Origin of the sequence: Pontibacter sp. HSC-14F20 (genome assembly GCF_019599265.1) — a bacterium.
Lineage (GTDB): Bacteria > Bacteroidota > Bacteroidia > Cytophagales > Hymenobacteraceae > Pontibacter.
The window spans coordinates 56,717-72,862 of the sequence record NZ_JAHZTC010000003.1; the positions used below are offsets into that span (position 1 = coordinate 56,717).

10 protein-coding genes are annotated in these 16,146 nt (G+C 48.6%); 4 read left to right on the plus strand and 6 right to left on the minus strand.

Features of this window, described 5'->3' with window-relative positions; all coding sequences use genetic code 11:
- Nucleotides 1-70: 70 nt before the first annotated feature.
- Both K3G39_RS04185 and ctlX read right to left on the minus strand, forming a co-directional pair.
- The gene (locus K3G39_RS04185; RefSeq protein ID WP_220624925.1) at nucleotides 71-982 is read right to left on the minus strand and encodes an AEC family transporter; all 912 of its coding nucleotides are present in this window, start codon (nucleotides 980-982) and stop codon (nucleotides 71-73) included.
- Between the two features lie 74 nt (nucleotides 983-1,056).
- A complete protein-coding gene (ctlX, locus tag K3G39_RS04190) occupies nucleotides 1,057-1,986 on the minus strand; it encodes a citrulline utilization hydrolase CtlX (RefSeq protein WP_220624926.1) in 930 nt (309 codons plus the stop codon).
- 784 nt (nucleotides 1,987-2,770) lie between these two features.
- On the opposite strand from ctlX, the gene K3G39_RS04195 reads away from it, so the two are divergent.
- Both K3G39_RS04195 and K3G39_RS04200 read left to right on the plus strand, forming a co-directional pair.
- Entirely contained in the window at nucleotides 2,771-4,675 is a 1,905-nt protein-coding gene (locus K3G39_RS04195) for an SBBP repeat-containing protein (protein WP_220624927.1), read from the plus strand.
- Between the two features lie 583 nt (nucleotides 4,676-5,258).
- Complete coding sequence (locus K3G39_RS04200; protein ID WP_220624928.1) at nucleotides 5,259-7,394, plus strand: T9SS type A sorting domain-containing protein; 2,136 nt, start codon at nucleotides 5,259-5,261, stop codon at nucleotides 7,392-7,394.
- A gap of 50 nt (nucleotides 7,395-7,444) precedes the next feature.
- On the opposite strand, the gene K3G39_RS04205 is transcribed toward K3G39_RS04200, so the two are convergent.
- The 4 genes from K3G39_RS04205 to K3G39_RS04220 form a co-directional block, all read right to left on the minus strand.
- A complete protein-coding gene (locus tag K3G39_RS04205; protein WP_220624929.1) occupies nucleotides 7,445-9,223 on the minus strand; it encodes an aminopeptidase P family protein in 1,779 nt (592 codons plus the stop codon).
- Nucleotides 9,224-9,383: 160 nt separating this feature from the next.
- Nucleotides 9,384-10,517: an OmpA family protein gene (locus K3G39_RS04210; protein ID WP_220624930.1), complete on the minus strand. Its 1,134-nt coding sequence runs from the start codon at nucleotides 10,515-10,517 to the stop codon at nucleotides 9,384-9,386.
- 83 nt (nucleotides 10,518-10,600) lie between these two features.
- A complete protein-coding gene (locus K3G39_RS04215) occupies nucleotides 10,601-11,746 on the minus strand; it encodes a S41 family peptidase (RefSeq protein ID WP_220624931.1) in 1,146 nt (381 codons plus the stop codon).
- A 228-nt stretch (nucleotides 11,747-11,974) separates the two neighbouring features.
- Complete coding sequence (locus K3G39_RS04220; RefSeq protein WP_220624932.1) at nucleotides 11,975-12,955, minus strand: hypothetical protein; 981 nt, start codon at nucleotides 12,953-12,955, stop codon at nucleotides 11,975-11,977.
- A gap of 262 nt (nucleotides 12,956-13,217) precedes the next feature.
- Here K3G39_RS04220 and K3G39_RS04225 point away from each other — a divergent pair, with 262 nt between their 5' ends.
- On the plus strand, nucleotides 13,218-14,462 hold the full coding sequence (locus K3G39_RS04225; RefSeq protein WP_220624933.1) for an efflux RND transporter periplasmic adaptor subunit: 1,245 nt from the start codon (nucleotides 13,218-13,220) through the stop codon (nucleotides 14,460-14,462).
- Between the two features lie 89 nt (nucleotides 14,463-14,551).
- Nucleotides 14,552-16,024 (plus strand): TolC family protein, encoded by a 1,473-nt coding sequence (locus K3G39_RS04230; protein ID WP_255593926.1) that lies wholly within the window; start codon nucleotides 14,552-14,554, stop codon nucleotides 16,022-16,024.
- Nucleotides 16,025-16,146 lie beyond the last annotated feature (122 nt).

The window sequence follows — 16,146 nt, forward strand, 5'->3', positions numbered from 1 at the left end:
GTATAGCCCGGGCCAGTATTTATACCTGTAAAATAACGAGAAATCTTCAGGAATAGCTAACCTCTTATACCTATAGCCCCTGCAGCAGCAGGTACCAGACTGCCAGTGTGATGAAAGAGAGCGGAATACCGAAGCCCACCATCATGGAAGCCAACCGGGGTTTGAGACCGTAGGAAATAGCCACAATGGAAGCCGTGATCATGGGCGCCATACCTGCTTCAAGAATGCTCACCTGCACCACCGGACCACGCATACCGAGCACCAGTGCATACAGCACGTAAATCAGAAGTGGCGCCAGAATCAACTGAAAGGCAAGCCCCAGAAACAGAAATCGCCAGTGCTTGCTCCTGCGTTCAATGCGCAGCTGCATGCCCACACTCACCAGCGCCAAAGGCGTCACGGTGCTGCCCAAGCGGTTGAAGACATCCTTCAGATCGTCTGAAAAATGCAGGTTGGCCACGTTCATGGCAAAAGCGATCACAAACACGATGAAAGGCGGGAAAGTGAGAATCTTAAGGCCGATAGCTCTGAAATCGGGTTGTCCTTTGGAGAAGTAGGCGGCCAGGGCTATACCCAGCGTCGACACCACGACGAAGGTGCCGGGCAGGTCGACGAGGATGGCTGTCTGTAAACCCTGTTTGCCATAAAGCGCTTCAATTATTGGGAAGCCAACGAAAGAAGTATTGCCCAGTCCGGCTGTCAGGATCAGGCAGCCGATCAGCTTTTTGGACCAGCCGTAGATGCGGCCCAAGGTATAGAAAAACAATGCAGCCGCCCCAAAGCAGATCCAGGCTACCCCCACCGGCAACAGCACCGTGCTATCCAATTCTACCTCAGGTATAGCATAGAGCGCCAGTGCAGGTAGCGAAATATAGATGATGAACTGGTTGAGCACCACCGGCGACGTGCTCGGGAAAGCCGGTACCCGCCGCAGCAGCACCCCCACAATCAGGCAAAGAAAAAGTAAGATGATACTGCTCATGCAGGCTCCTGTATAAATGAAACCGCAAAGCTAGGTATACGGCGGCAGGTATAAGGTATAGCGTAGCGGAAAAATTACTGTTTGCTGAACAGCTCCGCGATCATGCAACGGATGCTACCGCCCCCGGCTTTCTCGATCATGTGGATGGGCAGGTATAGGATGTGCTCATTGAGTGCCAGCAGACGCTCCTGTTGCTTCGGCGTCAGGCTTTCATAAGCCGCTTTCGACATCACCAGAATGCGCTCGCCTTGCTGGTTCTCAACCTGCAGCATGTTACCGGCAAAGTGCTGGTAGGTTTGCCCTTTGCTGATCTCGATGATTTCCTTCCCGTTATCAGTGAGGCTAGTTCGTAACATTTCGCGGTCCTGCTCTGCTACCGTTTCCAGCGCCACTACGGCATAGGTATCGCCTACGCACATCATCACGTTGGTATGGTAGATCAACTCTCCAGCCGCTCCATAGGCTACGAATGTAACAGCCTTGTAGCCCAGTTTGTCGCAAAACTGCCGCAATACATCCTCATTTGTGCGCGGCGAAACAGCGGCATAGGCTATCTTGTTGACCCTATCGAGTACCATACTTCCCGTTCCTTCCAGGTATACCGGCGTTTCCTGCTCTTCAAAAAATTCCAGCGTTATATGTCCCTCACACTGACAGGCATCTTTTATCTGTTCGATTACCTCCTGCCGCCGCTCGTTTCGTCTGCTGGGAGATGCCATCGGGTAGGTCACCAAATGCCCTTCAGCATGCGTAGAAAACCAGTTGTTGGGGAAAACAGAGTCAGGCGTGCCTGCATTCTCAGGATCGCGTATGGTGATCACCTCCACTCCCAGGTTCCGTAGTTCCGACACCGCATTCCTGAACTCGAGTAGTGCTATATCCTGCACCTGACTCGGTGTGAAATCACGCAACTCTTGCTGAAAACTGTTGGTTGCCGCCGCCTCCGGGTTATACCCAAAGCCCGTCGGCTCAATCATCAGGATGGTGGGGGTGGTTTGTTTCATATTTTTGCCAGCTATTCAGTTCAATCAATACGCAAAATAGGAATTGAAAATCGGTTAGCCACAATCGCAATTAACAAATCTATTCATCAGCATTGTGGCTCACTTCCTTTCCAAATTTACCTAAACAAAAATGCAAAATAACCCAGGTTGAGTTTTCGAGAGCCACAAGTAAGCTGTTAGTAACCATATTCTAATACATGAGCATGCCTTCTGAACGCATCACTACTGCAATTATGTGACTCATTTGCACTGGTAAAATCTTCCTGTATAACAGGCTTTCCTGCGTTTAAATCGTTAATTCCTATTGCCATATGTAATCTTATTCATATAACCCATACGCTTTTTCTTGAGAATGCACAGGAATTGACAAGATACCTGCTCTGAAGACATACGTATTCATTAACAACCGTTTCCTAGTGTATTCGATCCGTTTACTCCTCAAGATGCACTAGCCACACATTTTAAAGTAATTACATCTTATATTTTATTTTTATAGTTCAATATTACGCGTACTATAAAAGACCAAACCTTTCATCTGAGTTTATTTTTAACACCCTTGTTTACGAACGAACCGGTGCCAGCCAATTGGCAGGAGTATAACTGACTTGACGCTATCCGATTTATAGCGTAGCCGAGCTCCGCAATATGATCTCTGATACTAGGATTTTCTGATCGATGTGCAACTGTAGTTTTTAAGCTATTCAGTAGTAACACCATTATGAAAGCCTGTTTTTGTATTGTCACTTGCCTCAATTTGTTGCCTCACATTTTATTTGCTAAGCTAATGGAACAACTTTTAATATTCGGGAGAGCGCTGGTCCTGGCAGTCCTTCTTATCATTCCCACATTCGGTTATACACAAGCTTCCCAGGAATGGGTCGCCACATACAACGGTCCTGAAGACAGTCGGGACGGGGCAACAGCCATGGTAGTAGATGCTACAGGAAATGTGTATGTGACCGGCTTCAGTTATGCCAGTAGACCAGTCAACGATTCAGAGGCGTCTAAGGACATTGCCACAATCAAATACAACTCGGCAGGTGAGCAGTTATGGGTGGCAAGGTTTAACGGGTCAGTAAACGGAGCAGACCACGCCGTAGATATCGGCCTAGATGCGGCCGGTAACGTCTATGTAACCGGTTACAGTGCTGACAGTGAAACCGCAGACAGTGACCCCCGATCCAGGTATGATTATGTGACTATCAAATACAATGCAACCGGAGACGAACAATGGGTGGCCTATTATAATGGCCCCGGAAATGGTTGGGATCAAGCTACGGCCTTAGAGGTCGACGCCGCAGGCAATGTGTATGTAACGGGTTCTGTTTACGTGGACGGTCCAGGCTTTGGGGGCAGCGCAAACTATGATTATGCTACCATCAAGTACAGCACAGACGGCGACGTGCAATGGATAAAACGGTATAACAGGCCTTCCGGCCTGGCTGACAGAGCCACCAGTCTTGCCTTGGACGCTTCTGGCAATGTATACGTTACGGGCACTAGCCTTGATATTGCTGACATATTCCGTAGCAGCGCTGCGACTATCAAATACGATGCAGTTGGGAATGAAGTATGGATAGTCAGGTACAGCGGACCTGAGAATATGTCTAGCGTTTATGCTAGCGATCTTGCCCTTGACGTAGCCGGCAATGTATACATTACCGGCTACAGTTGGTCCGAGCTCGATTCTGATGACCTGCCCATGTATGACTACACGACCCTAAAGTACAGTTCAGCCGGTGTGTTGCAGTGGGACCGATTCTTTGACTCCGGTGAACTGGCAGTTTACCAGCCTGCTTCAAGAGACGATTTTGCCCGGGCGCTGGCTGTGGACGACGAGGGGAATGTCTACGTAACCGGGCAAACTGGTAACAGAGAGGAGGACCCTGATAATGCTTTCCTCACAATCAAGTACAGTACGCTGGGAGATGTGCTTTGGTCCGCACCTTTTGATGGACCGGGCGGACCACAGGGAGGCGGTGGCAATGACATCGCCTTGGATGCGGAAGGGAATGTGTATGTTACTGGCTCTATTACCATGACGCAAAAATGGCAAAATACAGACTACGCCACGATCAAATATAGTCCGGAGGGTGTACAGCAATGGCTGATGACCTACAATGGACCGGGTGATTACATCGATAATGCTGTTGCCATAGGGTTAGATGCTGCAGGCAATGTGTATGTGACCGGGCAAAGCTATCTCGACGATGAGAGTGTATATTATACGGACATGGACTCTGAATATGCCACGATCAAGTATTCACAAGTTACCACAGAGGATGTCAGCTGTAGCAATGGCAAGTTACTCATTTGTCACAATGGTCGCCTCCTGTGCCTACCTCCTACAGCCGTGCAGGCTCATCTGCGCAACCACAAGGGCGATAGACTGGGCCGCTGCACTTCAGTGCCTTTAGAAAAACAGACAGTGTCTATTCCGCTGCGGGTATACCCCAATCCTTTTCAGGACTTTGCACAAGTGGAGTTTGCACTTTTTAAGAAAGGGGAGTATCGCCTGGAGCTTTACAGTGCCAGCGGCAAAATGCTGGGTGTAGTAGCCAAGGGTTACAGCGCAGCCGGCAAGCTGGTGAGCAAGCAACTGCAGGCCGGAAAACTGTATCAAGGCATTTATTACCTGAAGCTTATTACTCCGGATGAAGTACAAACGGTTAGACTAGTGCTAAAATAATAAGTGCTTAAGCAAACAGGTAAGAAATCATGCACCTAGAAAGATCATCATTCCAAATACCTCTGTTATTAATTAAATTTTATCCATAATTATTTAAACTAAATCAATATAAAGTAGTATAGCATAGTAGATCCTGCCATAGATTTATTGGCTGCTCCAAACTCTTTTAGAGCGCTACCCACACTAGGCAGACACAACAGCCTTAGTAGCGTTAGGTATGCACTTTACCTGCTACATCGCAGTCTTTTGACCAACTGTATTGGCACAAAGACTTGATCACTCATTACAATGGATCCACGGTATGTATTCAGCATTGCTGGAGCAGGAGAACTATGTGCTTTTGGGTCTACCACTAATTGCTGCGGGTTTTTAAACAGCAACTGGCGATAGGCTTGGTCACCTTATTGATTGATTTCATTTTCAAACATCCTACAGTATGAAAACAGGTATACCAAGCTGATCATGCTCTGTCATTGACCACAAGAATACAGTAAGTTTCGTCATTGAAGATTCCTACTGTTCTCCTCAGGATAATTTGACTTCTCATATTAATAATTATAACAGAATCCTAAATAGCAGACCTATGAAAACATTATTACAACTGCATGACGCCAAAATGCGCCTTATTGACCTTTCCAAATGGCTGCCTCTATGCCTTACTTTACTTTTATGCCTGGCCAGTACTAGGCAGGCACAAGGTCAGGAAATTGAGTGGGATAAGACAATTGGCGGCTTTGACGATGACGCACTTACTTCCTTGCAGCAAACTGCTGATGGAGGCTACATACTCGGTGGCTACTCTAAATCGGACATCAGCGGTGATAAAAGTGAATCCTCAAAGGGTTTTTATGATTATTGGATCGTAAAGCTCGATGCAAACGGAAATAAAGAATGGGATAAAACATATGGCGGGAGTAGCTCTGACATACTAATAACTATAAAACAGACCCAGGACGGAGGTTATATTTTGGGTGGAAGGTCCTACTCTGACATTAGCGGGGATAAAAACGGGCCTTTACGTGGCTCTGAAGACTATTGGATAATAAAGCTCGATGCAACCGGAAACAAAGAGTGGGACAGGACATTTGGTGGGGATGGGCAAGATATCTTCACCTCCATTCAACAAACCGGCGATGGAGGGTATATCCTTGGAGGATTTTCTGATTCAGGCATCAGCGGAGACAAAAGCGAGGCACAAAAGGGTTCTGGTGATGAATTAGTATGGGACTATTGGGTGGTCAAGGTTGATGCAAGCGGTAATAAGGAGTGGGACAGAACCATTGGAGGAAATGATAGTGATAGACTCCAGGCAATTCAGCAAACCTTGGACGGAGGTTACATCTTGGGAGGCTACTCGAACTCAGGCATCAGCGATGATAAGAGCGAAGCCTCACGAGGAGGCTATGATTTTTGGATTGTTAAAATAAATGCAAACGGCGGTATAGTGTGGGACAAAACATATGGTGGCGACAATCATGAAGTATTTGGCTCTTTGCAACAAATTGCTCTTGAGCAAACCTTAGATGGAGGTTATATTTTAGGTGGTAGCTCAGCCTCAGGTATAAGCGGTGACAAAACTGAAGTGAACAGGGGGCAAGGTGATGATGCGTTTAACTATGACTTTTGGGTAGTAAAGATCGACGCAAATGGAGCTAAGGAGTGGGACAAAACTTTTGGAGGAGATTCAAATGACAATCTGGTTTCCCTGCAACAAACTATTGACAACGGTTACATACTGGGGGGATCATCTGAATCAGGAATAAGCGGAGAGAAAAGCGAGCCTTCAGGAGAAGAGAGTAATGATTATTGGGTAGTGAAGATTGATGCCAACGGCATATTGGAGTGGGAGAAAACAATTGGAGGGAATGGTATAGATATGTTGCAATCCTTACAACAGACGCTAGACGGTGGTTATATCCTTGGAGGTAGCTCGAATGCTGGTGCAGGAAGAGATAAAACTGAACCCAATTACGCTACAATAGATCCAGAAAGCACAGACTATTGGATCGTAAAACTGAGCGGCGAATCCACTTGCACACCACCTACTCCTGCTATTGCTGTTATTCCTTCTTCCAAGGTATATACAGGCGGTGATCCAGCAACTCTATACTTGGGCTATGGCCCTCAGCGGGTACGCCTGCAGGCAAGTGGGGCTGAGCGTTACGAATGGAATCCAGCCACTGGTCTGAGTAGCAGAACCTTAGCGGATCCTATCTTTACACCTACTGCTGCCGGCACCTATACTTTCACCTTGACAGCCTATAACGGCACTTGCTCTACTATCGCTTCTGTAACGATCACAGTAGAGGATGTACGTTGCGGCAATGGCAAAGTGCTGGTTTGTCACAATGGGAAGCCACTTTGCATCGCAACTGCCGCCGTAGAAGCTCACCTGCGCAATCACAAAGGAGACAAACTCGGCAACTGTACACCTGCTTCAGCAGTAGCTGGCACACCAATTATGGCACTAAGGGCTTATCCAAACCCTTTCCAGGACAGAACAAATGTAGAGTTTTCGCTTACTGAAACTGGGGCTTACCGCCTCGAGTTATACAACGCTAATGGCAAAATGCTAAGTAAAGTCGCACAGGGCAAGGGCAAAGCCGGCGAGTTGGTAAAGCAGGAACTAGAAAGCAGAAAACTGAAGGAAGGAATTCATTATCTGAGACTAATCTCAGATAACGAGGTACAAACCGTTAGACTGGTTCTAAAGAAATAAAAAAAACCGGCTATACCTCCAATAGGTATAGCCGGCCAAACAATCAACAATTAAACAGCCTTCGCCTTTTCCTTGAGCCAGTTCAGCTCCTCTTCGTTCAGGTGTGGACCGAGCTTCTCTACTACCAGTTGGTTGTAGTTGTTGAGCCATTGGATCTGACGCTCGTCGAGTAGTTCCTTCTTCACCGGAGTAGTGTCGATCAGTGCCAGAGTGAGGTGCTCGAAGGTATAGAACTCGCTGAAGTCGTTGGCTTCGTCAGGTATGGTGAGCACAAGGTTTTCGATGCGGATGCCGTACTGGTTCGGACGGTACAAGCCGGGCTCAACCGAGGTGATCATGCCTAGTTCAATATCTACTGGTGTGGGCGATGGGTTGAATACATGCGGACCTTCGTGTACGTTCAGGGCAAACCCAACCCCGTGACCGGTGCCGTGGCCGTAGTTACGGGCGTGGTCCCAAAGCGGTTTGCGGGTAATGGCGTCGATCTGGTAGCCACGGGTGCCTTTCGGGAAGCGGGCAGTAGCGCCGTCGATCATACCTTTCAGTACCAGGGTATAGTCAGTCTTTTCTTCTTCAGTTAGGCTGCCCAGCGAAACCACACGGGTGATGTCGGTGGTACCGGTGGTATACTGTCCGCCTGAGTCGAGCAGGAACAGGCCGTCTGCTTGTAACTCCGCATCACTTTCTGGCGTGGCCTTGTAGTGCGGCAAGGCACCATGTGCTTTGTAGCCGGCAATGGTATCGAAACTCTCGCCAATGAACCCCTCCTGCTCCGCTCTGAACTCAAGCACCTTGTCTGCAACCGATAGTTCGGTGATGGTGGTTTTGCCCAGGTTTTCCTCCAGCCATTTGAAGAAGCGGGTCAAAGCTACGCCGTCTTTTACCATGGTTTTGCGGGTATTCTCTACCTCTACTTCATTTTTAACAGCCTTAAAGAAAGTTGTCGGGTTCGTGTTCTGAATCACGCGCACCTCGGCTGGCAGTTGCTTGTACAGGGCATAGCAATTGCGTTTCGGGTCAATCAGGATGGAAGAACCAGCAGGCAATTCAGCCAGCAGACGCTCTACCATTTCGTATGGCTGCAGCTCTACACCATCGGCCATCAGCTTTTTCTTGTCTGTTTCGCTCAGTTTTGCCTGGTCAATGAACAGCACCGTGTTATCATGACTGATCAGCGCAAAACTGAGAACAACTGGGTTGCACTTCACATCGGAGCCGCGCATATTGAAGAGCCAGGCCATGTCGTCAAGCGAAGAGATCAGGTGATAATCGGCTCTCTGCTTCTTCAGGGCCTTACGTAGCGCTTCCAATTTAGCGGTGGTGGATTGCCCGCTTGTCTCCTCTCCTATCAGGTAGGCAGGGGCAACCGGCAATTCCGGACGGTCGTTCCAGATCGGGTCGAGCAAGTCACGGTCAGAGGCCAGTTCTATACCTAGCGGGGTTAGTTCCTGCTCCAGCAGCTCGGCCAGACCCACCGAGATCAGCTTGGCATCGTAGGCCACGACTTCGCCCTGGTTCAGACGCTCGGAAAGCCAGCCAATGTACTCCGGGGCGTGCTGCGCCTGCAACTTCACCAGTTCAAAGCCACTGTTTGCCAGTTGGTCGTTTGCCTGCACAAAATAACGGGCGTCTGTCCACAATCCGGCAAAGTCCTGGGTGATCACCAGCGTACCTGCAGAGCCGGTAAATCCGGAGGCAAAGTAGATGCATTTGTAGCGGTCAGGCAGGTATTCGCTGATGTGCGGATCGGCGGAAGGAATGATGTAGGCACTCAGTCCCTGCTCTTTCATCTGCTGGCGGATAGCGGCCAGTCTCTCTTTATAACTCATAGTTCGTGTGGCTTAGTGAAAGAGGCAAATTAAGGAAAGATGGGGAGAAATGCGCAGTCTCGGGCCTAGAATGATGACTTACCTTCCGGTTAATTTTGAATGTAAATAGAAATACAGGATAGCTGAAGCGCAGGTATACTTGGTTAAAAAGTTGGGGCTTTCACTTTTGGAAAATCTCTATTTCTACCCGGCGGTTTAGTGCTCTGTTTTCTTCGTTGAGGTTATCTGTCTTCGGCGATGACTCTCCTAAGCCTTTGGCCGAAATGCGATTGGCAGCTATACCTTTGTCCTTCATATACGCTTGCACAGCGGCAGCCCTCCGTTGGGAAAGGGCCAGGTTATCTGCTTCATCCCCCACATCATCAGTATGCCCCACAATTTGAATCTCTACTTGCCCATGTGACGCCATAAAAGCAGCCAGTGAATCGAGCAGCGGAAAAGCTACAGGCTTGATGGTATGGTCTCCGGTAGCAAAGTTTACATCGCTAAGCGTAATGGTGCTGTCGATGGCAATAGGCGCTTCAGCCGCCCAAACCGGTGTTGTAGTGGCTACAGGTATAGCACCTGTGTCAGCGTCTGACTTCGGCACCACGCTGATGTTGTCGTAGCAGTAATAGGTGCCTTTGATCTTGCTGCTTTTCAGCTCTTCCTCCACTTCCTCAGTTTCGGGGTTCATCACCTCCAGTGCAGCGGCATTTGCGCCCAGAAAATTCCCGATCAGCAGGTAACGTTCGCCGCCTTTGGCTTTGTAACTGCCACTTACTTTCGTCCAGGTTGTTCGGGAAGCCAGAGGTTCGGCAGTTGCGGGCCTGAGAGCAGTATAAGGTATAGCAGCGGTTGTCAGGGGATGATCTTTGAGTCCGTATACCTGCCTGGTGGCAGGCAGAGGTCTGTTTATAAAGTGCACCGTTATCTCATTGATCGGCGGCTCAATGGCAGAGGCTTTGATGGTAAAGAGCGAAACAACGTATTCCTGGTTTTTACGAAGCGGCCTTGACAGTTCCAACTGCGTCAGCTCACTTGCTTCAAAACTAAACCACTGGCAAAGACAAACTTCCCCAAATTCAATATTGGAAAGCTGCCTGGAAGGTGTTTGGGATTGATAGGCATTGAAGTAAGGTGGGTACTGCAGTACCTTATGTTCTACGGAGGCAATATCGGGTGTGCCACTTATAGGTTTAAATCCGATGACACCTCCTTTCAGCTGCTCAAGTCCGGGGTTCCGGACCAGATTTTGCGCTACAGCCTGACTCAGGTATAGACTGAGAAGAAGGTATAGCAGCGTCGCTTTCATTGCTGTTTTTACGAGGATGACTGGCGGAAGGTGTAATGTGTTTTCATGCGGGTATGAACGACGATTGATCGCTTGCCCTACTGCTAATGCATACGGTTGGTTTCTGATACAATTGACTTACTAAACCTTATTCGTTCTATCACCTGGTCTACCCAATCTGACGCATGATACAGCTCAACATCAGGCTCTATACCATGATCTTCATACTTGAGGAATTTCCTATTGCCCTTCATGTCGGTGATGTAGAGTTCGAATCGGCCGCTTGGCAATTTCTCTCTTTTGCCATAATTGCTGCCGTAGCTCAGCATTCCTTTGGTAGTTTGCCCGGCAGTCGTGGTGTTCTTCAGTTTCTTCAATTTTAAAGTAACTATCTCTGCCTGGCTGAGCGTCCCATTATTTTGAAGCACGTACAAGTTGCCATTCCGTGAATAAGCTTTCAGTAGCTTAAAGTACTTTATCATCTCTTTTCGAGCACCACCTTCGTTGTTTCTCAGGTCTAGTATCAGGTAGGCAGCTGTAAGGGAATCTTTTATGGATTCATAAAAGGCCTTTGACTTCTGCCTGGTAGCAGTATTGACTTGAAAACTTTGTATCAGTAGGTACTGTACATCGGCAGCTATCCTTTTCAGCTCAAACTTAGATGCTCCAATGGGTATGTTTACAAAATCAGTCTGATACTGGCGCTTGGTGTATTGATTATGAGCACCGTAGGCGTAAAACTGAGAATTTAACAAGGTTTGGTTCCGAAGCTTTTCATTGTTCTGCAGGAAATAATATTTATATAACGGATGACCATAGATCGCTTTGAATGAATCCGGACCTGACTGGTATAAGCGAACTGCTATCTGTCCCTTTTTCCACAGCTTCACATCCGAATCCACTACCACACCCAGGTATTCTTTGTCGCCGCTCCTGAAAAGCCCCACACGATACGACTTACCATAGTGATAGATTCCCTCAATAGAATCAGCAGGTTTCTGTATCAATACATTTTTCAGAGAGTCTATGTTAAGTTCTACTTTAGGGTAATGCTGAAACTCCTCCGAAGTGATGTAGTTACTAATGCTTACAGAGTCTTTGAAGTGGCTATAATCTGGTTGCTGGTAAAAGCCCAGGTGATTGTCCCGGATTGGAAATAGCAGATGCGATAGTTTAGAAAACTGCTCAAAACTGTTCAGGTCAGCCGTAGGTTCAGTTGCTAAGTGCTTAGACAGTTCGTTGTAAGACAAACGCTTACTACCCTTGATTTGAGCTTTATAAGAGGGTGTTTTTTGCAGGAGTGACCTCAGTGCTCCCAAGTCAGACTGATAGATATCTGACTGCGCTGTCGCAACAATTGCTGATAATAAGAAGGCTAGTGTCAGAAGTATCTTCATATTCTGTTACAAAATTGCTGTGAGGGAGTTGTAAATTAGGTATAGCAAACAGACCTGCCATACCTATTCAGCTAATCGAAATTACAAACAGCTGCAACCGAAATTATCGATATCGCTGTACCACAGGTATAGCCACTTCCCGTTCTCGCCTTTTGCTATTAGAGCCCGAAGTGGAGTATGTAATTCCTGGTTATCCGGAAAGGCATCTGCATACATAAAATAGAGGTCATCGGTGCCTGTCAGTTTCGCGACAGTGATAGCTTTATCGTGGCTGCTAGGGCAGTCGGCGCACTCGGGAATCAGATTAGACCTGTACCAGCTATCAAAAGCCGGATTATTTTCATAGGTCAGGTCGAGTGGCAGGCGGCTGGCAAAAAGCACTTCATCTCCACTTTGCAATACCTGCTCATCAAAGGTATAGTGATAATATTCTGAACATTCGCTTTGATAATACCCCAACTCCTTTATTTGGGATGTTCGGGCTGTATTTGTGGTGTACAGGTATACCTGGGGTTTGCCGGAAGGATAAACAGATTCAAGTAGCTCAGGATAATGCACCAAGGGGGTTCCAGCGCTGTTTGCCCGGTCAGGCCCAACCCATTTCTGCAGCAACGCAGCTTCTGCTGAAACATCTGTAAACTCGTTAGGTCTGTCCATGTCCGGCACTGGCTGCCCAATGATGCCCAATGGCTGGTTCGGAATCTTGAAAACCGGGAAAAGCACCTGTTCAATTGTCAGGCGGGGCTGTTTGGGTGTGCTCGTAATGAAATCCTGCTTAAGCTGCGTCAGAAACCGACGGTTTTTGGTGGTAAGCTTGCTAGGGTGTTCTGTCAGAATTCTGTCAAGATATGCTACCCGCACCGAATCGTGCACATTCAGCGAAGCATAATAGGCCTCACACTTTTGACGCATTGCTTCCATTTGCTCGTCTGTAAGCTCTGCAGTAGTCTCAGTTGATGGTGCTGCTTCTGAGGTTGAAGCAGTAGCAAGTTCCTGCACCGGCTGTTCATTGCAAGCCAGCAAGAGCATCGCTACAAGGTATAGCACATAGTTTGTTTTCATATTTTTGGGAAGGATTTTCTGTTATTTCGAAGGTAGCTTCACATTTACCCGCACCTAAAACTAATAAAAATCAACAGAATACTATATTTAAATCATCTCCTCTCCAAACTGCTCTCACAAAACCGCACAAACTGTTCATTATTGAACAGGTACAAATCTTTAAAAATCAACTATTTACAAATCAACCATCTGTAAATCAAGAACATACATTACTGGCATCTAAATTGGCTATACCCTCACGAGCAAAACCCTACACAAGACAATGGATCGTGAATTATCAGCCAGCACCAGACAAGCCCAGAAGCGGAAGCGCATTTGGCAAATAGGTATAGCCGCTGCCTTGGTAGCAGTTGCCATCCTCGGATTCAGAAGCCTGATTACACCCAGCATTGCCCACTCAGAACTCAGAACAGCATTGGTGGAGGAAGGGCCGGTTGTGGCCACTATCACAGCTTCGGGTACAGTAGTGCCGGAGCACGAGCAGGTGATCACCAGCCCCATTCAGGCACGCATCGAGCAGGTGGTGCACAACACAGGCGAACAGGTGCAGCCCGGCGACCAGATCCTACTGCTCGACAGAGCCTATACCCAATTGGCCTACGACAAACTCAAAGACGAGCAGGAACAAAGCCGCCACAAGACTGTGCAGCTCAACCTTAACCTCGAAAAGAAACTGAATGCCCTGGCGTCACAGCTGGAAATAAAGCGCATGCGGGTGAAAAGCCTGCAGGCGCAGCTCGAAGACGAACAGTACCTTCTCAAAATTGGAGGCGGCACACAGGAAAGTGTGAAGCAGGCCGAACTCAACCTCCGCATCGCGCAGCAGGAACTGGCACAAATTGAACGCGAAATCGTAACGGAGCGCCAGCTTCTGAAAGCCGACGAACAGGAATTGCGCTATACCCTGGCCATGCAAAGTCGCTCTATCGAGGAGCTGCAGCGCAAGATGGAACTGGCCGAAGTGCGTGCCACACAGCCGGGCGTGATTACCTGGGTGAAAAACGAGATCGGCAGCAACGTGAACGCCGGCGACATCATCGCCCGACTTGCTGACCTGAGCAGCTATCGTGTGCAGGCTACTATTTCAGATGCCTTCGCCAGCCAGATCAGTGTCGGAAGCAGCGTAGCGGTCCGCATCAACGACACTAACCTCACGGGCAGTATCGCTTCCATCAAACCGACCGTCGAAAACGGCATCGTCACCTTTTTTGTAGCCCTCGAAGAAAAAGCACATCAGCAGTTGCGCCCGAGTCTGCGCGTGGATGTGTATGTGCACACTATCGCCAAACCAAATACGCTGCGCGTGAAGAATGGGCCTTACTTCAGAACGGCCAGCAAATCCCAGGTATACGTGCTACGCGACGGCGAATTGATCAGAAGAGGTGCGAAAATTGGTATGAGCAATGTAGACTATGTGGAGCTGGAAAGCGGCGTGCAAGCCGGCGAACAAGTGGTGATCTCTGACCTGACCGAATACCAGCACCTTGACAAAGTGAAAGTCAAGTAAGTTTGCGAGTTGAGGAGTTTAGGAATAAGAGGGATTGGAAGATAAAATTTGTTCTACTCGATTCATATGTCGTGACACAAAATAAAAATATGAAAAAGCTTTACTGTTTGCTGTTTGTGATGCTGCTGCCCTGTCTGCCAGGTATAGCACAGCCCGCTACACGCACTTTGCGTCTGCAGGAAGTGATTGCCCTGGCGCAGGAGCAGTCAGCAATAGCAAGGCAGGCAGAAACCAGCCGCGAAAACAGTTACTGGCAGTGGCGCAGCTTTAAGTCCGATTACAAGCCGCAGCTCAGTCTCACCGGTACCCTTCCCGATTTCAGCCGCACGATTACGCCCGTTACGCAGCCCGACGGCACCACTGATTTCAAACCGGTATCGATCAACAACTCCGAACTTGGGCTGAGTCTGAGCCAGGTAGTGAGTCCGACCGGTGGCCGGGTGTTTGTTACCTCGCTGATGCAGCGCTTCGACGACTTTGACCGCGATCAGACCCGCTACAACGGCAACCCGGCTATTATAGGTATAGAACAACCCCTGTTTGCCTATAATCAGTTGTCCTGGGCCAAAAAGATAGAGCCGCTTCGTTATCAGGAGTCGCAGAAGGTATACCTGGAAGAGCGCGAAAGTATAGCCGTGAACGCGACCAGACTATACTTTGACCTGCTGCTCGCCCAGACAAACCAGCGTATCGCGAGCCAGAATCAGTCGAGCAACGATACACTATACCAGATCGCACAGCAAAAGTATAAGCTCGGGCGCCTCTCCAAAAACGACCTGCTGCAGCTGCGCCTGGCGGTGCTGAATGCCGAACTGGCCATGGCACAGGCAGGCCTCGATCAGCAGACCGCAGCACTTGCCCTCAAAACCTACATCGGCATGAAAGAAACTGACCAACTGGAGTTGATGACACCGGAAGGTATACCTGCCACAACCGTACTCGCCGAGGTAGCGCTGGCCCAAGCCCGCAAGAACCGGAAAGAAAGCATCAACTTTAGCAGAAGGCTGCTGGAAGCCGAAGCACTGATGGCTAAAGCCCATGGCGACAATGGATTTAACGCCAGCCTGTTTGCCACATTCGGCCTCACCAACCGCGGCGCCTCCTTCACCGACATCTATACCCGACCCGAAAATCAGCAACGGGCCCGCATCGGTTTCAGCATGCCGATCATGGACTGGGGGCGACAACGCTCTATTTATAAAGTAGCCGAGCTGAACAAACAGCTGGTGCAATATACCGTGGACCAGGAAGATGCCAACTTCGAGCAGGCTGTGCTCACGCAGGTGAACCAGTACAACACCCTGAAAGCCCGCATTGCCACCACCGCCGAAGCCGACACCATCGCAGAAGAGCGTTACGAAATTGCCCGCAACACCTTCCTGATCGGCCGCATCAGCATCACCGACCTCAATATCGCGCTGGCAGAAAAAGACCAGGCTCGCCGCGCCCACATCGCCTCGCTAAGCGAGTTCTGGATAGCTCACTATACCCTGCGGCAGCTGACGCTTTATGATTTTGAACAACAGCAGGTGATTGAAATGAGCGATTTAGTGAATGAGTGATTAAATATAGATAAGAAGGAAGAGTTGAGGAATTTAAAAATGTACAGCGACCTGTATGAATCGTGCACCCAACAATTTGACCATGCAGCAATTCAACAATTTTATAGACATTAGAAACCAAG